Here is a 22536-nt window from a genome sequence, read left to right on the forward strand (position 1 = left end):
CAACGATGGAATCGTACGCACAAATCGCCTGGCTCGTTCCTCTGTTTCCGCTTCTCGCGTTCCTCGTTCTGCTCGCCGCAGGCCGACAGTGGAAGGAAGGCGGAGCATACGTCGGGATTATCGCGACACTAGCCTCGTTCATCGTGTCGGTGCTCATATTCGTGGAGCGTCTTGGAAGTGGCACGGAAGATTACACGTGGAACGGCTTGGAATGGCTCAAGCTTGGCGAATATTCGCTTGCTATGGGGTTCGAGATCAACAACCTGAACGCGCTCATGCTGATTATCGTGTCGCTCGTCAGCTTGCTGGTTAATGTATACTCCAAAGGGTATATGCACGGAGACGACCGGATATCGGTGTTTTACGGATATGTCGCCTTGTTTACGTTCGCCATGCTGGGCGTGGTTATGTCGGAAAATATACTTCAGCTGTATATTTTCTGGGAATTGGTCGGTCTCGGGTCGTTCCTGCTCATCGGCTTCTGGTACTTCAAGCCGGAAGCGAAGGCGGCCGCCAAGAAAGCGTTTATTATTACGAGAATCGGCGACGTCGGCTTATTGATCGCGATCTTGCTCCTGTATTGGAATATGCCGGGGCATGCGCTCGATTTCTCCAGCATTCATAATGCGTTTGCCGAAGGCCGAATCTCCGAAGGCACGGCAACCTGGATTGCGCTGCTTATCTTCGTAGGCGCCGTGGGCAAGTCCGGCCAGTTTCCGCTGCATACATGGCTGCCGGACGCTATGGAAGGTCCAACGCCGATCAGCGCCTTGATTCACGCGGCGACGATGGTTGCGGCCGGCGTGTACCTGGTGGCACGGACATTCGATATTTTTACCGCTTCTCCAGCCGCTCTGGAAACGGTGGCTTATGTGGGAGGCTTCACCGCGATTTTTGCCGCTACGATCGGCGTCGCTCAGAAAGATATTAAGCGGGTGCTCGCCTACTCGACGGTCAGTCAGCTTGGGTATATGATGCTGGCGCTCGGCGTCAGCGCCACGATATCGGCGGGAATGTTCCATCTGTTCACCCATGCATTTTTTAAGGCGCTTCTGTTCCTTGGAGCGGGCAGCGTCATTCATGCCGTACATACGCAAAACATTTTTGAAATGGGCGGACTGTCATCCAAGATGAAAATTACGACTTGGACGTTCGCGATCGGGGCTCTGGCTTTATCGGGAGTTCCACCATTCTCCGGCTTTTGGTCCAAGGACGTGATCCTGTCCGAAGCTTATTACAGCGGACATTACGGATTGTTTGCGGTCGGACTGATTGCCGCTTTCTTCACCGCATTTTATATGTCCCGGCTGTTCTTTCTCGTATTTACGGGCAAGCCTAGAGGCACGCAGCACCAGCACGCTCACGAGTCTCCGGCCGTGATGACGGTTCCGTTGATCGTCCTTGCCGTTCTTGCGGTAGGAGCGGGCTTCCTGATGACTCCGTTTAACGGCTGGTTCGGAGAATGGCTGACCGGTAAAGCGGCCGAAGAGCACAATGCGGCGCTGGTTATGACACTGTCGACTGTTGTCGGCTTGCTTGGAATCGGACTCGGATATTTGATGTACGTCAAAAAGAGCATCTCCGCGGACGCCATTCCGAATGGCGCGCCTTGGCTGCACCAGCTCGTGGAGCGGAAATATTACATCGACGAGTTGTACGGCCTGATTATCGTAAAACCGGTAAAAGCGCTCGGCAACGTGCTCACCTTGTTCGATCATTATGTTGTGGACGGCATCGTCCGGCTTAGCGCTTCGGCTGTATCCGGGCTGGGCCGTATCGGGTCGAGGCTGCAGAACGGCCAGGTGCAGACGTACGGGCTCGTTACGCTGCTCGGTATCGTCGTCCTGATGCTGGTGTTCGCCGGGAGGAGGTTTTTGAATGTTTGGTAGTTGGCCCATTCTGTCGACCATCCTCTTCTCGCCGCTGCTCGGCATTATTGCGCTGCTGCTTATTCCGAAGCATAACGGCAGGGCGCTGAAGACGACGGCGATCGTTGCTACTCTTATACCGCTTGTATTGGCAGCGCTGTTGTACGCCGACTTTCAGCACGACACGGCCGATATGCAGTATAAGGAAAATGCGAATTGGATCAAAGTTCCGCTGAACAAAGAAATCGGCGACGATCTAAGCTCGCTGAAAGAATTTTTTTACGAGTTCAACTACACGCTGGCGATCGACGGCCTGTCTCTGCCGCTCGTATTTTTGACCGCACTTGTAACCGCTATGGCGGCTTTCGCCTCCGTGCATGTGAAGAAACGATGGAAGGCGTTTTACATCTGGTTTCTGCTGCTGGAGATCGGGATGTTCGGCGTATTTATGGCTCGTGATTTGTTTTTGTTTTTCCTGTTCTTCGAGCTTACGCTCATTCCGATGTTTTTCCTGATTGGAATATGGGGTTATATGGACAGGGAGCGGGCGGCCAACAAGTTTTTGATTTATAACGGGATCGGTTCGGCCGTCATGATTTTGGCGTTTTTCATTATCGTCAATACGGCCGGGTTTACGATGCAGACGGTAGGCGACGCGACCTCCTTCTATTACAGCGGCAGCCTGGACGTTATTACGAAAAACTTGTTTGCCGACCAAGCTTCGCTGATTCACGCCGGACCGGAGATGTTCCCGGACAATCCGTTTTATTTAAGCGAGACGATGAAGTGGACGCTGTTCATCATGCTGCTCATCGCATTCGGCATCAAGCTGCCGATCTTCCCGTTCCATACGTGGATGCTTAAAGTGCATACGGAAGCTCACCCGGCGGTCGTTATGATCCACTCCGGCATTTTGCTCAAGATGGGCGCCTACGGTTTGCTGACCTTTGGCATTATGTTGTTTCCGGTGCAGGCCCATGCGGCGGCGTTTGCGATAGCGATTCTGGGCGTTATCAATATTTTGTACGGCGCGATCCTCGCTCTGCGCCAAACCGATTTCAAGCTGATTTTGGCTTACTCCAGTATTAGTCATATGGGGATCGTCCTGCTCGGTCTTGCGGCGTTTAACGAAATCGGGCTAAAAGGAGCCATCTTCCAGCTGGTATCCCACGGACTCATATCGGCGCTGTTCTTCTTGCTCGTCGGAAGCTTGTACGAAAGAACGGAAACGACGGAAGTGAGAAAGCTGGGCGGTTTGTCGGCATCGCTGCCGTTCATTTGCGGCTTCCTGATGCTCGGCGGCATGGCGTCGCTCGGACTCCCGCTGTTGTCGGGTTTCATTAGCGAGTTCATGGCCTTCCTAGGCCTGTTCGAGACGATGCCGATCGTCACGGTGATCGGGGTGCTGGGTATTATTTTTACGGCGGTATATGTGCTTCGCGGGGTTATGAAGATCAGCTACGGACCGATACCGGAGGCGTACAAAGGGCTTCGGGACGCCAGACTGGTGGAGGCGGTGCCGATGATTACTCTGACTGCGTTCATCGTACTGATCGGTATCTATCCGGCCGTGCTGAGCGAACCGCTGCAGCAAACCGTAAGCAGTATCGACGAATGGATTCACAACATCGTGAAGATGGGAGGGTAGACCATGGATCAACTTCAACGTTTGACGGCGGGGGACCTCGTTCATCTGGCGCCTGAGTTGACCCTGGTCATCTCGGCAATCGTCCTGTCGCTGCTCGATTTATTTATGCCCCGCTCGTTCAACCGTACCGTTCTTGGCTGGCTGGCGCTGGTGTCCGTCGGCATATCGGCCGTGTTTGTCCTGGGGGATATTAGCGCTCTGAACCGCATCGACGATGCTACCGGGCTCGTCATGCCCACGGAGCCTGTATCGCTGCTGGGCGGCAGCTGGCGGGTCGACGATTACGCGAATTTGTTTAAACTGCTTTTCCTTGGCGGAACGGCGCTTATTTTGATCATGAGCATCGGCAATGTGAAAGAAGACGAAATCCCGCACAAGGGCGAATTTTATTACTTGTTCCTGCCGGCTACGATCGGTGCGATGGTCATGGCGTCTTCCGGCGACCTGATCACCTTGTTCGTCGGGCTCGAGCTGCTGAGCATCACTTCTTATGTACTGGTCGGCATGCGCAAGAAGTCGTTTTCGTCCAACGAAGCGGCGTTTAAGTACGTAGTCATGGGAGGCATCTCGTCCGCCGTGATCTTGTACGGAATGTCGTTCTTGTACGGGATGTCCGGATCGACGAACCTGGCGGAGATCAATCGGGCGCTTTCATCCAACTACGCGGCTTTCGAGCCATTGATTTACGTATCCTTCTTCCTGCTGCTGGCAGGTTTCGGCTTTAAAATTGCGGCGGCTCCGTTCCACATGTGGGCGCCTGACGTCTACCAAGGCTCGCCGACGCCGGTTACGGCATATCTCGCGGTCGTATCCAAGGCAGCCGGTTTTGCGATTACGTTCCGGGTGCTGTACAGCGTGTTCGGCCTGGGCGGCTTGATCAGCCAGCAGATCCATACCGACGCCTTCACGGCGACGATGGTGGTAGCCGCGGCAGCTATGATATTCGGTAACTTCATAGCGCTCCGTCAAAAAAACATGAAGAGGCTGCTCGCCTATTCCGGGATCGCGAATGCAGGTTACCTGCTGGTGCCGATCGGCACGCAGTTCGGCATGGTGCACTTCTCGAATTTCTCGGAAATGTTTTTCTACCTGATCGCTTATCTGTTCATGAACATCGGAGCGATCGCCGTATATATGATCGTCAGCGATTCATCCAGAAGCGAGGACATCTCGGCTTTCGCCGGCTTGTATTACCGGGCGCCGGCGACTGCGGTGGCGATGGTCGTTCTGATTTTGTCGCTGGCCGGCCTTCCGGTAACGGGCGGATTTTTCGGGAAGCTGTACATTATGCTCGGTACTTTGCAGCTGCAGCATTACTGGCTTGCCGCCATTATGATCGGTACGAGCGTCATTTCGTTTTATTACTATTTCAGCATCATCCGGCAAATGTTCCTGAGGTCGGGCGAAGTCGAAGCGGAGATCAAGTCTTCGCCAACCGCGCAAATTACGGTATGGATTTGTGTGGCGGCTACGCTGTTGACCGGATTTTTCCCGCATGTGGTGCTCCGTTATATCGAGACGATTTTCAGCGTACCGATCGATTTGTTTATCAGTTAACTGTATAGCTTGTCCGTTTGCAGCCCTTCCGGGGAACCGGAGGGGTTTTTCTTTTTTAAAGAGCAAATCGACGAAGCAAAGCTTCGTTTTCAACATTTCTCTTAATCGGAATCGGGGAAGTTTAACGAAGAGTAAACCGGGTTAAAAAGATAGCGTATTCATTGTGGCGAATAACCAAATTTATTGGCGATGAGTGAAGCAGCCCTATATTCCAACCATGAATCGGGTGGGCCTTTCGAACCGATTTTGTTACAATGGAAAGGGATGTCCGGCATAATGGCGAAATGTATACGTTCGGACAAAATCAAGAATGACATGAAGAGGACAACATCCATGATACAAAACGGGCGGAAGCGTTTAGCGTGGATCGGTTTATTTGCGATTGTATGGGTTGCGCTGGACCTATACTCATTTTGGCTGCCGAATCGGGCGGAAGCGGCCTTGCCGACTATTTCCCCGGCAATAACGGAAGCGGCCGATTCATCCACCTATATTATAAAGTGGAAAGGGAGCCCCGATCCGACGTTTACAGCGAAAAGTATGATCGAGCGGGAGTATGGCTTGTCCGGCACAGTAGTAGCGCGTCCGGGAGCGGGCGTGAACAGTGCCGAGTGGCTGGCGGAATGGGAAAACTCTCCGGGTGTGCAGTATATTGTGCCCAACCGGAAGGTCGGGATTTCGGCCGCGGCTTCCAATGACCCTTTTATCGATAAACAAACGTATTTGCAGAGAACTCATACTACCGACGTCTGGCAAGAGGTTAGCGGAACGGAAACGGAATCGGTAGTTATTGCTATAGTCGATACGGGCGTGGATCTGAGCCATGCCGATCTGAAGGGCAATCTGGTGCCTGGCGTTAACCTGATTCAACCGAACATACCGCCGCGCGATGACAACGGACACGGGACCAATGTAGCCGGAGTTATCGCAGCTGTCGTGAACAATAGCAAGGGTGTAGCGGGGATGCTGTGGAAAGCCAGCATTATGCCGATCAAGGCGTTGGAGCCTAGCGGCCGCGGGGACGAGGACAAGCTGGGCGAAGGTATTCGTTATGCGGTCGACAACGGGGCCAAAATTGTCGTGTTATCCGTCGGACTTCTGCGCAACGACGCTTATTTGCAGGAAATTGTACAATACGCAGAAGATCATAATGTAATGCTGATCGCGGCTACGGGCAACGATGAAGGACGCAATGTCCGTTATCCGGCTGCCTATCCGACTGTGCTGGCGGTTGGAGGCGTGGGTGAAAATAACGCGATTGAGGAACGGTCGAACTACGGGCCGGAACTGGATCTGGTTGCGCCTTGGTCTGTTTTTACTACCGCTATCGGAAATAAGTACGAGTATCAGGACGGCACGTCGATGGCTGCACCGCAGGTGGCGGCCGCTGCTGCGATGATATGGGCGAAGTACCCGTATATGAAGGCCCATGAGGTGCGCAGCCTGCTGCGGCAGACGGCGGACGATATCGGCGAAGCCGGATGGGACGAGCGCACCGGGTACGGCTTGTTGCGGGTGGATCGGGCCTGGAACGAACCGCTCCTGCCGGACATGTATGAACCGAATAACAGCAGGGCGGAAGCGAAGCCTTATACGGCCGGCCGGATGATTTCCGCCGAACTGAGCGGCGGGACCGATGTCGACTGGTTTTATATCGATGTTCCGTATGACGGGACGCTTCATATGATGCTGCTCTCGGATACGCCTGTGCCGTCGGATGTGAAGCTGACTCATGTCGGATCAGCGGGGGTTTATGCGTATAAGGCAGTACCGGGCAAGTACGTACAGTTGAAAGTATCCCAAGGAATAAACCGGATCGCGCTCCAATTCGAGAATAGCAGCGAACCGATGTTATGGCCTTACCGTCTGACTAGCTATTTTTCCATTTATCGCGATTCTTTTGAAGATAACGATCGTCAATATCAAGCTTTTAAGCTGGCTCCGCGAAGCCAATCGGTAAAAGGAACCTTTGATAGGGAAGGCGACGAGGACTGGTTCTCGATGACGTTCGAACAGTCGGGCAACGTAACGGTAACGCTCACTCCGGACACGAAGCGGATGGATCCGATATTAACGGTTCAGAAGAAGAGCGAACGGGGCGTTACGATCGACGACAACGACGACGGGGATTTCGAGTCGCATTCGTTCCAGGCTTTTCCGGGCACTTATTATTTTAAGGCCGGCAAGGTAACGCCTGAAGCTACAATTGGGGAATATACGCTCGAAATCGTATACGAGCCGAAATATATGGACCCGAACGAACCGAATGATCGTCCGTATCAGGCAACGGTCCTCCAAACAGATACGGAGTACGAGGGAGTGTTCGACCGGTCGACGGATGTCGATTATTTCAAGTTCACGATTGCGGAGCGCAGCCTCGTCGATTTCTCGATGACGGATATTCCGGTCGGCCGGCAAGTAACCGCCGTTTTACAGACGAACGCACTTTCCCCGGTCGTAAGCCAGACAAGCGACCGGACCACCGGCAAACTTGCGATGTCCATTCCGCTAAATGCCGGAACCTATTATATCCGCATGACGCCGGATGAAGCCTTTCAGGAACAACTGTACCGGCTTCGCCTCCACACGGATGTACTGGTGGGCGGCTTTACCGATATAACCGGTCATTGGGCGCAGGATGCGATCGTCGAATTGTCGGCCGCGAAAATCATAGAGGGCTACGGCAATTATACGTTTCGCCCGGAAGCAAGCATATCACGCGCGGAAGCCGTGACTCTCCTTGTTAAAGCGTTCGAATATTCGAAGAAACGCCCTGTCACTTTTCCGGATCTGCCTGAAAGCCACTGGGCTTACGACAGTGTATCGAAGGCGCTGCAAGCCGGTGTGGTGCAAGGATATCCGGACGGCCGATTCGATCCTGACGGCAAGCTGAGGCGTGTGGAGATGGCGTCGCTGTTCTCCAATGCGCTCCGGCTCGGCGGCAAGCTGCGCGGGGATGTTCCTTTTACCGATATCGGACATGACTTCTGGGCGCTTCCGATTTTGAAGCAAATGAAGGCGGAAGGCTGGCTTACCGGTTATGACGACGGTACGTTCCGTCCGGATGTGTCGACGACTCGGGCGGAGTTTACGGTTATGCTGGAGAGAATTATGAACCGATAATTGAAGCACAGCTTGCCAAACCGCGAAGCTGCGCTTCCGGAGGAAAGGATGATCGAATCGGATGGACATCTCGAATGCCTTGGAATTCTCCATGGGAATGACGGGGCTTGTCTCTATTACCGTCGTATTGCTCTGTATCGGGTTATCCTGGTGGGCGCTGCAGCAGTTCCGCTTCGATCTGTTCGTCAAGCAGCCGCGAAGCGCTCCCGCCAAAATGCTGCAAGTGCTTCTGTCGATCGCCCTTGGTTACCAGATCGCGCGATTCGTGCTTGATTATTACAACTGGTCGACGTTGCTCAAAGGGATGTTTTAACGCTACCGAATAACAATGTCGTATGTTGTCAACAATGGTAATACACCGAAATATATTGATTAGATGCGCAAGCCACCGTTCCAAATTGAGAAGCGGCTACGAAATCTTTAGCTGTATGCACGACGGGAGCCACGAATTTACAGTTGTCACGGTTAGACCCCGGGTGTAAACTGAACGTTGGGCATTGGAAACGCGGAGGGGAACAAGATGAGCAAAATAATCGTCCGCGGCGGCAAGCGATTGTCGGGTAGGATCAAAATTAGCGGAGCCAAAAACGCCGTGCTTCCGATTATCGCGGCATCGTTGCTGGCTACGAAAGGGGAGTGCGTCATTCATGACGCGCCGCCTCTAGATGACGTCATGACCATCAGTCAAGTCCTCAGATCGCTGGGTGCACGTGTCCATTATTATAATGAGACGATTCGGGTCAATGCCGAGCAGCTGGAATCGTGCGAAGCCCCTTACGAGTGGGTGCGCAAAATGAGAGCGTCGTTTCTGGTCATGGGTCCGCTGCTCGCCCGAACGGGATATTCGCGGATCGCCTTGCCGGGAGGATGTGCGATCGGGACTCGTCCCATCGACCAGCATTTGAAGGGCTTTGAGGCGATGGGCGCCGAGATCGGACTCGGACAGGGTTATATCGAAGCCCGGGTGAAAGGCCGTTTGCGCGGAGCCAAGATTTATTTGGACGTGGCCAGTGTAGGGGCGACCGAGAACATAATGATGGCTGCGACTTTGGCGGAAGGCACAACCCTGATCGAGAACGCCGCACGCGAACCGGAAATTGTCGATTTGGCTAACTTCCTTAATGCGATGGGCGCCCGGATTCGGGGAGCGGGAACCGGAGTGATCCGGATTGACGGAGTGGAAAGTCTGCAAGGCACGGTACATACAGTAATTCCGGACCGGATCGAAGCGGGCACGTTTATGATCGCTGCAGCGATATCCGGCAGCACGGTCTATATCGAAGGAGCGATTGCGGATCATCTAAGGCCGGTTATCTCCAAGCTTCAGGAAATGGGAGTGACGATCGGGGAAGACGAGAACGGCTTGCTCGTATCGATTGACCGGCCGCTGCGGGCAGTGGATGTGAAGACGTTGCCGTATCCGGGATTTCCGACCGATATGCAGTCTCAGATGATGGCGCTGCTTACCGTCTCGGACGGGACCGGCATCGTTACGGAGACCGTGTTCGAGAACCGGTTTATGCATGTGGAGCAGTTTTGCAACATGCAGGCACAGATCAAGGTGGACGGTCGCACCGCTATCGTAAGCGGCAATACGAAGCTCCGCGGAGCCAAAGTATGCGCAACCGACTTGCGCGCAGGCGCGGCATTGATTTTGGCGGCTTTGGTTGCCGACGGCGAGACCGAGATCACTGGCGTTCATCATATCGACAGGGGTTATGTCGATATCGAGCGCAAGCTTCGTGAATTGGGAGCGGACATTCGTCGCTACGAGCCGGAGGAACAGACCGAGCAAGTGGCCCAGGAAATGAAAATCTTTTCCATACAGCCCACATGGGCTTAAATCGACAACCCCCTATCGTTTTGGGACAGCCGACCGGCACTCACTAGTAAAGTGAAGCCGGTTTTTTCTTTTCTATCACGGGTTGCAAGTGAGGCCGGAACAGGTTCTATGAGCTCTACTCCTCTCATAAAATGAAATCAAAGATCGCTAGAACAGCCGATCCTATTCATTTTACGGAGGAACCTGATGAGAAACCGTACTTCCATTCAGCCGTGGCTGCCCGCAACTACGATCGCCGCCGCGCTGCTGACCGTAACGCTGTTATTGCCGGGAATCGTAGCGAAAAGGAGCGGGTCCGTCAGCGTATTGAGCACGGCAGACTTCCCGCAGACCCGGCTGGAGCAGCAGACCAAGCCTTTGCTCGTACCGATTTATTTGACCCGGGAACAAAAGATCGACCAAGTGCCACTGGAGACGTATGTCCGCAATGTAGTTGCTGCCGAAATGCCGGCGAATTTCGAGTTCGAAGCGTTAAAGGCTCAGGCGATCGCTTCACGGACATATATTGTCAAACGGCTTCTGGAGGGCGACTCCTCTCAAGTGCCGGTTCAAGGGGCGGTCGTTACCGATACGGTAGCCCATCAAGCGTATATCGGCGAGGAACAAATGAAGGCGAACTGGGGAGAGGCCGATTATCCATCCCGGCTGGACAAGCTGAATCGCGCCGTCAACGAGACGGCGGGAGTGGTCGTAACGTATCAAGGCAAGCCGATACAAGCTTCGTTTTTCTCCACCAGCAACGGGTACACGGAAAACTCGGAGGAATACTGGAGGGACTATATCCCGTACTTGCGCAGCGTACCGAGCCCATGGGACAAAGAGCTTTCTCCGAAATATATGGAGACGAAAACCATGAGTCTGCAGGAATTTTTCAAGAAACTCGGCATTACGTCCGTACCGACCGCCGCAACCGGCAGCGGAGCGATGAAGGTGCTAGCGACGACGTCCGGGCATCGGATCAAAACGGTGTCGGCCGGCGGGAAGTCTTTTACCGGCAGGGAGATGCGGGAGAAGCTGGAGCTGAACTCTTCGCAATTCACCTGGAAAATAAGCGGCTCGCGGATTGAGATTACGACTTACGGATACGGACACGGCGTCGGTATGAGCCAATGGGGCGCGAACGGGATGGCCAAGGAAGGGAAAAGTGCAGAGACGATTCTCAAATACTACTATCAGGGGGTAGAGCTGAGCCGCGTATCGGCTTTACTAGGACCGCCCGCTTAAGCAAAGTGTTGATGCAGGCGGAATTTTTTTGAAAGGGAAACTCAAAAAACTATCACCTCACGTATAAAACCTAGCGATCTGGCAACAATGGTGACTGAGGTGATATAACATGAGTGATCAAAACAAAGAACAAGAATTGAAGACCGAAGAGAGTGCTCCAAAATCGACCGATGGAGCCGTAAAGCCTTCCAACTGGAAGCGACTGTTAGCCAAGAAGTGGGTGTTTCCGGCGACGTACATGGCAGCAGCGGCAATTATCTTAACGTTAATGTGGGTCTACACGGATTCGGGCGTCAAGAACTTGTCCGAACAAGACCTCGGTCTCGGCGTCTCGAAGACGCAGGACGTATCGGGTCCCACTGACAAGCCGGATGCTCTGCCTGTAGCCGCAACTGCCGAAACGATGCAATGGCCGGTGAAAGACAAAAACGAGGTTGAAGTGCTGCTGCATTTCTTCGACACGAAAGCTTCCCATGAAGTTCGCCAAGCCGCTATGATCGAGTATGGCGATACGCTTACGCCGCATGTCGGGGTGGATCTGGGTCGTGAAGACGATCAGCCGTTCGACGTACTTGCCGCTATGAGCGGAAAAGTAACCCGTGTCGAAAAAGATCCGATCGTCGGCCAACTGGTCGAAATTACGCATCAAGACGGAACGGTTTCCATTTACCAAAGCTTGTCGGACGTTAAAGTGGCCAAGGACGTTCAAGTGAAGAAGGGCGACGTCATCGCCGTTGCTGGACGCAACGAGCTGGAGAAGGAAATGGGCACTCACGTTCACTTCGAAGTTCGTCAAAACGGATCGCCTGTTAACCCGGAATCGCTGATTATCGAGTAACTAGCTGGAAGTATTTAGCCGAAATGTTAGACGAAAGCGGAAGGATTTTCTTCCGCTTTTTTTTGTTGGGAAGGAAATGGTATCGCGTATGTACGGGGGATTTTCCAAAAATAATTGAACAGGCAAGCTTGTCAGGCTTGGAAACAAAGAATATATGGCCCTGCCCCTCATATACTGTACCAAACCAACTCGAGTAGGGAGGCGAGGGGCGTGCACGATTACATCAAAGAGCGTACGATCAAGATCGGGCGCAGTCTAGTGGAAACCAGGCAGACGGTCCGTACGATTGCCAAGGAATTCGGAGTATCGAAAAGCACGGTTCATAAAGATTTGACGGAACGGCTGCCCGAGATCAATCCGGAACTGGCCAACCAGGTGAAGTTGATTCTCGAGTACCACAAGTCGATCCGGCACTTACGGGGAGGAGAAGCGACGAAGGTCAAGTACAAACGGAGCCGCCAGCAGAAGCCTGCCGATCATCTGGTTACGGCCAGGTAGCCCGCCGCCTCAACTTTTACTCCGTCTAATTATTCCTACAAAAAGAGGAGTTTTGAAAAAGTTGTCGAAATAGGTATACTTATGTGTAAGCAGGAATGCCACGGATCAAATTCGCCCGCGGACGGTACAAGTGACGTCGTGCGAGGTCGGCATGGCACCGTAACGTTCTCGGGAGGATTGTAGGATGATTAGCAAAGATATCGGAATCGATTTAGGAACGGCTAACGTACTTATTCATGTAAAGGGACGGGGCGTCGTCTTGGATGAACCGTCCGTCGTCGCTATTGAAAGCGATGCTAAGCGGGTTCTCGCTGTCGGGGAAGAAGCGCGCAGGATGGTTGGGCGTACGCCCGGCAATATTGTGGCGATCCGTCCTCTGAAGGATGGCGTCATTGCCGACTTTGAGATTACGGAACTGATGCTGAAGCATTTTATATCGAAGGTCGGGGGGAAGCGCTGGTACAGCCACCCGCGGATATTAATTTGTGCGCCTGCCAACATTACGTCCGTTGAGCAAAAAGCGATTCGCGAAGCAGCGGAGCGGAGCGGCGCAAGGGAAGTTTATTTGGAAGAGGAACCGAAGGCCGCAGCAATCGGGGCTGGAATGGATATATTCCAGCCTAGCGGCAATATGGTGGTCGATATTGGCGGCGGGACGACCGATGTCGCCGTATTGTCCATGGGAGACATCGTAACCTCATCTTCCATCAAAATCGCGGGGGACAAGTTCGACGCCGCGATTATGAAATACATAAAGTCGAAGTACAAGCTGCTGATCGGGGAACGGACTTCGGAAGATATCAAGCTGAAGATCGGAACGGTGTATTCTGATACGCGCAAGGAAGAGATGGACATCCGGGGCCGGGATATGGTATCAGGTCTGCCGCAAACGGTAACGATCCGTTCCGACGAAGTGAAGGAAGCGTTGTGGGAATCGGTATCCTCGATCGTATCCGCGGCCAAAGTCGTTCTGGAGCGGACGCCTCCGGAATTGTCGGCGGATATTATCGACCGCGGCGTTATTTTGACCGGCGGCGGAGCGCTGCTGCACGGTCTCGACCAATTGCTCGCAGACGAGTTGAAGGTTCCGGTCCTCGTCGCCGACAGCCCGATGAGCTGCGTCGTTCGCGGGACTGGAATTATGCTGGATAATCTGGATAAAGTTACAAAGAAAAAATTCGGGTGATTGTGCCGATATATAGAACGAGCAGGAAAAATTAGCCGGAGGCCTTCGCCGAAGGTGGTTTTTCTTGCGTAAGTTTACCGATTCAGTGAAGCTGGCAAGGATGTGCACGCAGCGGAACTTCACTTCCGGTTGATCTATAGAGGAGGCCTTCCCCCATGCTAAGAGGACTGTATACCGCAGCATCCGGCATGCTGTCGCAGCAGCGCAAGCACGATACGATTACGAATAATATCGCCAATATCAATACGCCCGGATTTAAGCAAGGCAGCGCCGTATCCCGTTCCTTTCCCGAGATGCTCATCGCGCTGATGGAGGGCAAGCCGGGGATGGAGACGGTGAACCGGGGGCGGCTGAATACCGGCGTGCTGGCGGAGGAAGCACTGACCGTGAATCTGCAAGGCGTTCTCCGCGAGACGTCCAATCCGTTTGATTTCGCCATCGTGTCTGATATTCAGGTGGAAGGGATGCAGTTTAACGGAGGTAAAACGATTACGGAGGACGGACAGCGGATTTTCCAGCCGCAAGCTTTTTTCACCGTTCTGAATGAAGCGGGCGAGCAGCGCTACACCCGCAACGGCAAGTTTAACGTTAACGGGCAAGGCGAGCTTGTCACGGCCGAAGGATATCAAGTCCTCCGGGATAACGGGCAGCCGATCGTATTGATCGATCTGGATACGCAAATACCGATTACGAATTTAACCGTCAACCGCTTCGGCCAATTGCTGGATTCCACGAATGGACAAGCTCTTCTCGACGCGGAGGACAATCCGGTCCGCATGCTGATCTCGCGCGTAGACAATCCGATCCGGATGATTCCGGAAGGATCGGGATTGCTGCGGGTGGAAGCGGAAGACGCCGGGAATGTCGTACAGGTGGCGGCGGGCGATAATGTGGAAGTGAGACAGGGCTTTGTAGAAAGCTCGAATGTCGACCCTGCTCAGGCGATGGTCGATATGATGACCGCTTCCCGGATGTACGAAGCCAATCAAAAAGCGGTACAAGCTTATGACAGAAGCTTGGAAAAAGCCGTGAACGAAGTCGGAAGAGTGTAGAAGGGGTAACGGCCTATGAACCATTCGATGATCAACTCATTCGTCTCCATGCAGGGTTTGCAGCAGAAGCTTGATATTATTTCTAATAATATGGCCAATATGAATACAACCGGCTTTAAACGACAAGAAGCGACGTTTCACGATATTTTGACCACGACGATGCGGCAGCCGGAAGCGTTCCAGCAGGCGGGCCGCATGTCCCCGCTCGGCTTGACTCAAGGCTGGGGCGCCAAGCTCAGTCAAATTCAGACGATCCTGGCACAGGGGTCGCTGAAGCAAACCGACTCTCCTACCGATCTGGCGATCGAGGGAGATGCCTTGTTCGAAATTCTCATTCCGTCCCTGGATGAGAACGGTGAACCGGTACAGCGGGCGGCGTGGACACGTGACGGAGCGTTCTCGCTTAAACCGCAGCCGGGAGATACCGAGAACGTTTATTTAACGACAAGAGAAGGCCATCTGGTACTGAATGCCAACGACGAGCCTATAGCGATACCGAATAACCGCCGGATTACGGTGGGGTCGGACGGCACGATCTCGGTCTATAACGACCTTCAGCCCGATCAGCCTGTCGCAGCCGGACAGCTGAAGCTGGTACAGGTCGTTCGTCCGCAATTGCTGCAGCAGTTGGGCGATAACCTGTACACGCTGCCGGACGAGATCGACCCGGCCCTTGGGGAAGTGCTAAGGGTCGCCGCTACCGACGGACAAAACCCGGAAGCCGCCAAAGTGAAAGTGCATCAAGGATTTTTGGAGCAATCCAACGTCAATATGGCCGAAGAAATAACGGAGCTGATGTTGACGCAGCGAGCTTACCAGCTTAACGCCAAAGCTCTCACATCCGCCGACAACATGATGTCTTTGGCGAATTCGCTTCGCGGCTAATCCGGCTTTTTTTAAGGAGGCCAGCAATGAATGAACATAATACCGATGTCCGTTCCAAACCAAAGCCGAACGTAGGGGGAGGGGCGAAAACGGTCTCGAGCGGTCAGGCAAAAGCAAAGCCCCAGCAGGACGCCAAAGAGAAGCCGCAGGCGAAGCGAAAGCTGAGACGGCGATGGGTGAGGCTGCTGCTAGGCTTGCTGAGAGCGCTGCTAGTGCCGGTTCTATGCGTAATCGCCGTCGTCGTCGGACTTTGGCTCGGATACGCCTACATCGGGGGCAGAGAAGGATCGGACATCTGGGAATGGGATACTTGGAAGCATCTGTTCGATCTAGTATTTGCCAACTAGTGCGGGGGGCGGAATGTATCAACTGTGCGGCGGAGGCGGTCTTGGGATCACGGAGCCAAGGCACGGTATCCGTTCTGGCTTCGCATCCACTATACGATCGTTAACTCCCCGCTTCGGGGAGTTTTATTTTTGGGTTAACAACGGTATAATGGATGGGTATGGAAGAAAGATTCGGGGGAGAGAAACGGGTGAACTTGCCGAACCTATTGACGTTAAGTCGATTCGCGCTGATCCCGGTATACGTCGTCTTTTTCAGCACGAATCAACTCAAAACGGCTTTTTTCATAGTCGTACTGGCAGGGGCGACCGATATATTGGATGGTTATTTGGCCCGCAAGAGGGGACAGATAACCCAGGTTGGCGTAATGCTCGATCCGCTCGCCGACAAATGCATGATGCTGACCGTGATCATCTCGCTGCTCGCATCCGGCATGATTCCGTGGCAAGCCGCAGTGGCTATGTTTATCCGTGATGCTGGCATGATCGCAGGCTCCGCTTTTTTCCATTTCCGGGGCAAGCGAACGGTGCCGGCCAACAGCTTAGGGAAGCTTACGACTGTTTTATTTTATATGGCCTTTCTGTTTATCTTTTTTGATTTCTCGTTCGCGGTCGCCTACCTGTGGTTTGTTATCGGCGTATCGTTTATAGCCTCGGCTATTTATATCGTTTTGTTCCTGGCTTTGAACCGGGAAACGGACACCGCGAATTAACGTTAAAAAGGAGCATATGTATAGACTGTATCGGAGTCCGCATCATATGCCCCCTTATATCAACCTTCACTACTGCAGGTCGTGAAGGGACATTCACTAGTTTAAGTTAACCGCTGGCATTTTATACAGCAGCAGACGGGAAAGGGGAAAAACATTGATGATGGACATTACGGAAATACAAGAAACGATACCGCACCGCTATCCGTTTCTCCTCGTGGATCGCATTTTGGAAGTGGAGGCCGGGGTACGGGCAGTCGGTCTCAAAAATGTAACGGTAAACGAACCGTTCTTCGCAGGCCATTTCCCCGGATACCCGGTTATGCCCGGCGTCCTGATCGCCGAAGCGCTTGCTCAAGTCGCAGGAGTTGCGATGCTGAAGGTGGAAGCGAATAAAGGCAAAATCGGACTATTCGCCGGTATCGACGGTTTCCGCTTCCGGGAACAGGTGAAGCCCGGCGATACACTCATCTTAGAGGCTGAGATTACCCGGATGAAAGGGTCGATCGCCAAGTGCCGCGGCGTAGCCAAAGTAGGAGAGAAGATTGTAGCCGAGGGCGAGCTGATGTTCGCGCTGGCTAATCCGTAAGCCGGTACGTAACGTGTTTACGTGCACGATATTGAGTTCGGGAGAGATGGGATTTGAGTTTGGAACAAGCGCTGGCCAAATACGAGCTGTGGCTGAACGATCCGTTGATCGATGACGAGACCCGGCAGGAGCTGAGCTCCCTTCAAGGAAACGACAAAGAGATCGAAGATCGCTTCTATCGCGATTTGGAATTCGGAACGGGAGGACTAAGAGGCGTCATAGGAGCGGGGACGAACCGGATGAACCGGTATACGGTCGCCCAGGCGACTCAAGGGTTGGCCCAATTTGTAAAGCAGGTTGCATCCGGTCAGCCTTCCGTAGCGATCGCTTACGATTCCCGCAACCAATCGCCCGAATTTGCCCTGGAAGCCGCGCTTGTGTTGGCGGGTAACGGCGTGAAGGCGTATGTGTTCGAATCGCTTCGCACGACTCCCGAGCTGTCTTTTGCGGTACGTCACTTGGGAGCGACCGGGGGCATTGTCATCACGGCCAGTCATAATCCGCCTGAATATAACGGCTACAAAGTGTACGGCAGCGACGGAGGGCAGCTCGTTCCCCGCGATGCGGAACGCGTCCTTGCGGCAATTCAGACGGTGGATGCGCTGGAGAAGGTCAAGCGGCTGGAGCGCAGCCGGGCTGAGGCCGAAGGGCTTCTGGAGTGGATCGGGGAAGAAGTGGATGAAGCGTTCGCAAGCGCTGTGGCCCAGATGAGCCTGCATTCGGAAGTGATTCGATCGGTCAGCGACCGTTTCCATCTGGTGTATACCCCTCTTCATGGATCGGGCAATCTGGCGGTACGCAGCGTGTTGAACCGGATCGGCTTCAAGAACGTCCATATAGTGCCGGAACAGGAGCAGCCGGACGCTAATTTCTCGACCGTCAAGTCTCCGAATCCGGAAGAGCGGGAAGCGTTCACTCTAGCGCTTGCGCTGGCTAAGGAGAAACAGGCGGACATCCTGATCGGGACCGATCCCGATTGCGACCGGATGGGTGCGGTCGTCAAAAACGACCAAGGGGAATATGTCGTGCTCAGCGGCAACCAGTCCGGTGCGATCATGGCTCATTATTTGCTGGAGAGCTTGAAGCAGCGAGGGGAGCTGCCGGATAACGGCGTGCTGATCAAGACAATCGTTACGAGCGAGATGGGGGCGGCGATCGCCGAGAGCTTCGGAGTCCGGGTGATGAATACGCTCACCGGGTTTAAATACATCGGCGAGAAGATGACCGAATTCGAGCGAACCGGGCAATACCGCTTTTTGTTCGGCTATGAAGAAAGCTACGGGTATTTGGCGGGAACGTATTGCCGCGATAAAGACGCTGTGCTGGCTTCGATGCTGATCTGCGAAGCGGCCGCCTATTACAAAAGCCAGGGCAAGACGCTCTACGATGTTCTTCAGGAGCTGTACGCCGAACACGGTTATTTCCGGGAGTGTCTGGAATCGCGCACGCTGAAAGGGAAGGACGGCCTGGAACAGATCTGGGGCATTATGGAGGACTGGCGTCAAACACCTCCTGTCCAGATCGCGGGCGTCCCGGTCGTTCGGGTACAGGATTATTCACAAGGCATAGACGGGCTGCCGGCGGAAAATGTGCTGAAGTTTACTTTGGCCGACGACTCCTGGTTCTGCTTGCGGCCGTCCGGTACGGAGCCCAAAATCAAAACGTACTTCGCCGTACGCGGCGCTACGGGCGAGGAAGCAAGCGCAAGGCTGGAACAGCTTCGGACCGACGTGATGGCCCGGGTCGACCGGTTTCAATAAATCAGGCTAATGGCGATGTCCGGCATCGCACCTTAGCTTTTGGTACAGGCAGCGGAACCTCTTCGGGCATCCGCGCCGCCCGCAGTTCTGTGCGGCGGCGTCGCTTCGGAGAGGTTTTCCGGGTTTTGCTGCCGGGGCTCTGCACGTACTTGCCGGCTTTATAGACGAGCCTATACGACATGCAATGAGGAGTGAATAGTTTGCTTCAGCGGTATTTATCGGTGAATGAACGCGCACGGAAATGGCTTTGGTGGGTAGTGATCCTAGGATTGCTCGCTTCCGTACCGCTCGCTTACGAGCGTGTCAACACGGAACGGTCGACCAAAAACGTCGACATCGTCTTCGATTATCGCGATCTTCTCGAATCGGCGGCGTACAAGCCGAATCCGGAAGCTTATATTCAGGAATGGCTCCAGACGATGAAAGGGGCCGGAATCGAAAGTATGGCGGTGTATGAGAGCTCGCTGGAGGAATTGAAGAACAGCCGCCGCATTCAAGTGTACAATGCTCAGGAATATTCGCTTCTGACGGGCACTCCGATCGTTCAGGGCGAGAACAATACGTATTTATTGTTCGCCAGCCAGGAGGCCAAGGACAAGCTCCAACCGATTATGGAGCGGACGTACCGGGACCGGGTAAAGGCCAAAGTCACGACCTGGACGCATAACAACCGGCAGGGATTGATCATCGGTCTTCCGTACGAAGAAGCGAATACGAAGCCGATGGAGCCGGACCCGATCGCGATGGACATGCTGCAGAAGCAAGGATTTCGCATTGTCGCGAGATTGTCCGACCGGATGCAGCCTTATTCCGAGTCGGAGCTGGAGGACTTGCTGAAGAAGCTTAGCCAGCGCGGCGTCAATCGGATCGTCTTTGACGGAACGGCTGTGACCGGATACGACGAGGACCCGGAGAAAAACAACGTTCCAAAAACCGCCGAGCTTATGAAGAAATACGGAATGGGAACGGCTGCGATCGAACGGTTGAAAGTCCCTCAGAAAGGGTTTACCGTAAGCTTCGCCGATCGTTTAGACAACAATGTGGTCCGGCTTTTCCCGTTATTTGAAACGGAAGCGAATCTGAAGCCGGAGCAAATTGCGGACAAGCTGGTGCTTGCCGTCAAAGACCGCAATATGCGGATGTTGTTCCTCAATACGAGAACAGCCAAAGATATGGATAAAGGATTCATGAACGATTACCTCGAGAACATTATAACCGGGTTGAACGGTCCGGAAGGCGCCGTGAAACGGATCGAAGCGGCCGGCTATCAGCTCGGGGAGGCTCATCCTTTCGTAGAGCACGGAAAGGTGCTGGAGCCGCTTAAGCTGGTGCTGCTGGTGGGGGGAGCGGCGCTTATCGCGCTTACGATCGGCCTGTTTCTTCCGGCGCTGGTCACTGCATCGTTTGGGATCGGCACGGTTGGAGTTCTCGGCTTGTTCGTCTTGTCCAAGTCGCTGGCTCTGCAAGCGATGGCGTTCGGTGTCGGCGTATGCGCGCCTACGCTCGCGACGATCCTGGCAATCCGATACATTCAAAAACGTAAAACCGACAGGCCAAGCTTGAGCTGGATCGGGGCTCTGATGATATTCCTTGGAACTTCGCTCGTGACGGTAATCGGCGTGATGTATGTCGTCGGTCTGCTGAGCGGGATTACGTATTATCTCGTGTTGGAGCAGTACCGGGGAGTCGGGCTTTTGCATTTACTGCCGATTTTTCTCGTTGGCTTGTATGCTCTGTTGTTTGCGGAATCGAACGGGCTTCGAGACGTCTGGGAACGGGCGCGCCAGCTGTTGTTTGCTAAAATCACCGTCATCTGGATTGTTCTCGCGGCGGTATTCGGCGGCGTGATCTACTACTATCTGACGCGGACCGGCAACGAAGGACAAGCCTCGCAGATGGAAATGCTGATGCGTACCTATTTGGAGAACGGATTGGGAGTACGCCCGCGGTTTAAAGAGTTCATCTTTGCTCACCCGGTGTTTATTCTGGCCGCCTATATGTATGTGAAGCACCGGAGTGCGATCTTCCTGTTCGCCGGAGCGGTCATGGGACAGCTGTCGATCGTCGATACGTTTGCGCATCTTCACACGCCGCTTTATATTTCGGCGATTCGCGTCGGATACGGGATCGTGTTCGGGGTTGTCATTAGCTTGATTTATGTAGCGGCCTGGGAAGTGCTGGCGAGAGGATGGAGAAGATGGGGTCCGAAGTAAAGCGAATCGCGTTGTCCGGCTATTACGGGTTTCGCAACAGCGGCGATGAGGCGGTGCTGCAGTCGATCCTGCTGGCGCTTCAGGCGGAAGGAGAGCGTCAAGGCGTCCCTATCGAGCCTGTGGTGCTCTCCATACGGCCGGAAGAGACGTCCCGCATGTATGGCGTGTCCGCCGTCCACCGGATGCGAATGGGAGAGGTCGCACGCGCGCTGCGCGAATGCGACGGGCTGATCAGCGGCGGGGGAAGCTTGCTGCAGGACGCGACGGGGCTGAAAACGATCCCTTATTACTTGGCTGTGCTGAAGATGGCGCAGTTTTACCGTAAGCCTACCTTTATATACGCTCAAGGAATCGGACCGGTCCACCGACCTATTTTTTACCCCTTTATACGAAATGTATTTAACAAGTGCCGGTATATTTCGGTTCGTGACGACGAATCGGCAGAGCTGTTGGCCCGGATGGGCGTGGCGCGGAGCAAGGTTGAAGTGGTGCCGGACCCTGTTATGGGCCTTCCTCTTAAAGAGGGAATGGTGAAACGGGAGCGTGATTCGAAACCGGTAGTGGGCGTATCGGTCCGCTATTGGAACAAGGACCGTTCCGAGCTTGAAGGCCTGGCCCGCACGATTCGGCAGATTGCGGAAAGCCGGCCGGTTACGGTCCGGTTTCTGCCCTTTCATCTGCCTGATGATGCGGAGGCTTCCCGGTATGTGATTGACCGGCTTGGTTCGCTGCCAGGGGCGTCAGCGATTGAAGTGACGGAAACCGCCGTTCACCCGCAAGATATGCTGGCGGAGGTCAGCGGCTGCGATCTGTTGATCGGGATGAGGCTGCATTCCCTGATCTATGCCGCGTCACAGGAAGTGCCGCTTATCGGGATCTCGTATGATCCGAAGATCGACCAATTTTTGAACCGTCTCGGTATAAAGGCGGCGGCCTCCACTAGCAGCTTCAATTCGGAAGCGGTGACAGCTGAGGCACTTCGTCTTCTGGAGGACCCGGCGGGCTGGAAGAAACGCAACCAGGAGGCTATTGTGCGTCTCAAGAAGCAGGCTCAGTTGCCGGCGAGCCAGATCGTCTCGATGGTTGGCGGTATTCGTTAAACAAGGATCATTGTTGCAGATTCGGCTATGAAAACGCAAGGCCAAGCGAGATACACGGCGATACGCATGTCGGCGCCATGATAATGTTCGGAAAGTTT

At 54.0% G+C, this 22536-nt stretch carries 18 protein-coding genes; all 18 read left to right on the forward strand.

Features of this window, described 5'->3' with window-relative positions; genetic code table 11:
* Positions 1 to 5 precede the first annotated feature (5 nt).
* The 18 genes from nuoL (at position 6) to csaB (ending at position 22438) form a co-directional block, all read left to right on the forward strand.
* Positions 6 to 1889: an NADH-quinone oxidoreductase subunit L gene (nuoL, locus tag PV433_RS09205; protein WP_332071859.1), complete on the forward strand. Its 1884-nt coding sequence runs from the start codon at positions 6 to 8 to the stop codon at positions 1887 to 1889.
* Complete coding sequence (locus PV433_RS09210; protein ID WP_332071860.1) at positions 1879 to 3516, forward strand: complex I subunit 4 family protein; 1638 nt, start codon at positions 1879 to 1881, stop codon at positions 3514 to 3516. Before nuoL ends, PV433_RS09210 begins: the two co-directional genes overlap by 11 nt.
* A 3-nt stretch (positions 3517 to 3519) precedes the next feature.
* Positions 3520 to 5073 (forward strand): NADH-quinone oxidoreductase subunit N, encoded by a 1554-nt coding sequence (locus PV433_RS09215; protein ID WP_332071861.1) that lies wholly within the window; start codon positions 3520 to 3522, stop codon positions 5071 to 5073.
* Between the two features lie 333 nt (positions 5074 to 5406).
* A complete protein-coding gene (locus tag PV433_RS09220) occupies positions 5407 to 8196 on the forward strand; it encodes a S8 family serine peptidase (protein ID WP_332071862.1) in 2790 nt (929 codons plus the stop codon).
* A gap of 61 nt (positions 8197 to 8257) precedes the next feature.
* A complete protein-coding gene (locus PV433_RS09225; protein ID WP_190929236.1) occupies positions 8258 to 8509 on the forward strand; it encodes a DUF1146 family protein in 252 nt (83 codons plus the stop codon).
* A gap of 207 nt (positions 8510 to 8716) precedes the next feature.
* Positions 8717 to 10039, forward strand: coding sequence for a UDP-N-acetylglucosamine 1-carboxyvinyltransferase (gene murA / locus PV433_RS09230; RefSeq protein WP_332071863.1), 1323 nt, complete (start codon positions 8717 to 8719; stop codon positions 10037 to 10039).
* A 186-nt stretch (positions 10040 to 10225) separates the two neighbouring features.
* Positions 10226 to 11263, forward strand: a complete 1038-nt coding sequence (spoIID, locus tag PV433_RS09235; protein ID WP_332071864.1) for a stage II sporulation protein D — start codon at positions 10226 to 10228, stop codon at positions 11261 to 11263.
* A gap of 109 nt (positions 11264 to 11372) precedes the next feature.
* A complete protein-coding gene (locus PV433_RS09240) occupies positions 11373 to 12101 on the forward strand; it encodes a M23 family metallopeptidase (protein WP_332071865.1) in 729 nt (242 codons plus the stop codon).
* A 210-nt stretch (positions 12102 to 12311) separates the two neighbouring features.
* Positions 12312 to 12599 (forward strand): sporulation transcriptional regulator SpoIIID, encoded by a 288-nt coding sequence (gene spoIIID / locus PV433_RS09245; RefSeq protein ID WP_190929240.1) that lies wholly within the window; start codon positions 12312 to 12314, stop codon positions 12597 to 12599.
* A 184-nt stretch (positions 12600 to 12783) separates the two neighbouring features.
* Positions 12784 to 13785, forward strand: a complete 1002-nt coding sequence (locus PV433_RS09250) for a rod shape-determining protein (protein ID WP_190929241.1) — start codon at positions 12784 to 12786, stop codon at positions 13783 to 13785.
* Between the two features lie 155 nt (positions 13786 to 13940).
* Entirely contained in the window at positions 13941 to 14837 is an 897-nt protein-coding gene (locus PV433_RS09255) for a flagellar hook-basal body protein (protein ID WP_332071866.1), read from the forward strand.
* Positions 14838 to 14852: 15 nt separating this feature from the next.
* Positions 14853 to 15722 (forward strand): flagellar hook-basal body protein, encoded by an 870-nt coding sequence (locus PV433_RS09260; RefSeq protein WP_332071867.1) that lies wholly within the window; start codon positions 14853 to 14855, stop codon positions 15720 to 15722.
* 26 nt (positions 15723 to 15748) lie between these two features.
* Positions 15749 to 16069 carry a DNA-directed RNA polymerase subunit beta gene (locus PV433_RS09265; protein WP_332071868.1) on the forward strand — a complete coding sequence of 107 codons (321 nt, stop codon included), beginning with the start codon at positions 15749 to 15751 and terminating at the stop codon, positions 16067 to 16069.
* Between the two features lie 188 nt (positions 16070 to 16257).
* Positions 16258 to 16779: a CDP-alcohol phosphatidyltransferase family protein gene (locus PV433_RS09270; protein WP_332071869.1), complete on the forward strand. Its 522-nt coding sequence runs from the start codon at positions 16258 to 16260 to the stop codon at positions 16777 to 16779.
* 157 nt (positions 16780 to 16936) lie between these two features.
* Complete coding sequence (fabZ, locus tag PV433_RS09275; protein ID WP_190929246.1) at positions 16937 to 17365, forward strand: 3-hydroxyacyl-ACP dehydratase FabZ; 429 nt, start codon at positions 16937 to 16939, stop codon at positions 17363 to 17365.
* 53 nt (positions 17366 to 17418) lie between these two features.
* Positions 17419 to 19125, forward strand: a complete 1707-nt coding sequence (locus PV433_RS09280; RefSeq protein WP_332071870.1) for a phospho-sugar mutase — start codon at positions 17419 to 17421, stop codon at positions 19123 to 19125.
* 200 nt (positions 19126 to 19325) lie between these two features.
* Positions 19326 to 21338, forward strand: coding sequence for a DUF5693 family protein (locus PV433_RS09285; protein WP_332071871.1), 2013 nt, complete (start codon positions 19326 to 19328; stop codon positions 21336 to 21338).
* Positions 21323 to 22438: a polysaccharide pyruvyl transferase CsaB gene (gene csaB, locus PV433_RS09290; RefSeq protein WP_332071872.1), complete on the forward strand. Its 1116-nt coding sequence runs from the start codon at positions 21323 to 21325 to the stop codon at positions 22436 to 22438. The genes PV433_RS09285 and csaB overlap by 16 nt, the downstream gene beginning before the upstream one ends.
* Positions 22439 to 22536 lie beyond the last annotated feature (98 nt).

The sequence above is a fragment of the Paenibacillus sp. GYB004 genome (assembly GCF_036577605.1).
GTDB lineage: Bacteria > Bacillota > Bacilli > Paenibacillales > NBRC-103111 > Paenibacillus_AB > Paenibacillus_AB oceani.

What these genes read in the sequence shown, in the direction of transcription:
- murA (WP_332071863.1), top strand. Translation starts at nt 8,717, where the DNA reads ATGAGCAAAATAATCGTCCGCGGCGGCAAGCGATTGTCGGGTAGGATC.
- nuoL (WP_332071859.1), top strand. Translation starts at nt 6, where the DNA reads ATGGAATCGTACGCACAAATCGCCTGGCTCGTTCCTCTGTTTCCGCTT.
- PV433_RS09260 (WP_332071867.1), top strand. Translation starts at nt 14,853, where the DNA reads ATGAACCATTCGATGATCAACTCATTCGTCTCCATGCAGGGTTTGCAG.
- PV433_RS09225 (WP_190929236.1), top strand. Translation starts at nt 8,258, where the DNA reads ATGGACATCTCGAATGCCTTGGAATTCTCCATGGGAATGACGGGGCTT.
- PV433_RS09220 (WP_332071862.1), top strand. Translation starts at nt 5,407, where the DNA reads ATGATACAAAACGGGCGGAAGCGTTTAGCGTGGATCGGTTTATTTGCG.
- fabZ (WP_190929246.1), top strand. Translation starts at nt 16,937, where the DNA reads ATGATGGACATTACGGAAATACAAGAAACGATACCGCACCGCTATCCG.
- PV433_RS09210 (WP_332071860.1), top strand. Translation starts at nt 1,879, where the DNA reads ATGTTTGGTAGTTGGCCCATTCTGTCGACCATCCTCTTCTCGCCGCTG.
- PV433_RS09250 (WP_190929241.1), top strand. Translation starts at nt 12,784, where the DNA reads ATGATTAGCAAAGATATCGGAATCGATTTAGGAACGGCTAACGTACTT.
- csaB (WP_332071872.1), top strand. Translation starts at nt 21,323, where the DNA reads ATGGGGTCCGAAGTAAAGCGAATCGCGTTGTCCGGCTATTACGGGTTT.
- PV433_RS09265 (WP_332071868.1), top strand. Translation starts at nt 15,749, where the DNA reads ATGAATGAACATAATACCGATGTCCGTTCCAAACCAAAGCCGAACGTA.
- PV433_RS09215 (WP_332071861.1), top strand. Translation starts at nt 3,520, where the DNA reads ATGGATCAACTTCAACGTTTGACGGCGGGGGACCTCGTTCATCTGGCG.
- spoIID (WP_332071864.1), top strand. Translation starts at nt 10,226, where the DNA reads ATGAGAAACCGTACTTCCATTCAGCCGTGGCTGCCCGCAACTACGATC.
- PV433_RS09240 (WP_332071865.1), top strand. Translation starts at nt 11,373, where the DNA reads ATGAGTGATCAAAACAAAGAACAAGAATTGAAGACCGAAGAGAGTGCT.
- PV433_RS09255 (WP_332071866.1), top strand. Translation starts at nt 13,941, where the DNA reads ATGCTAAGAGGACTGTATACCGCAGCATCCGGCATGCTGTCGCAGCAG.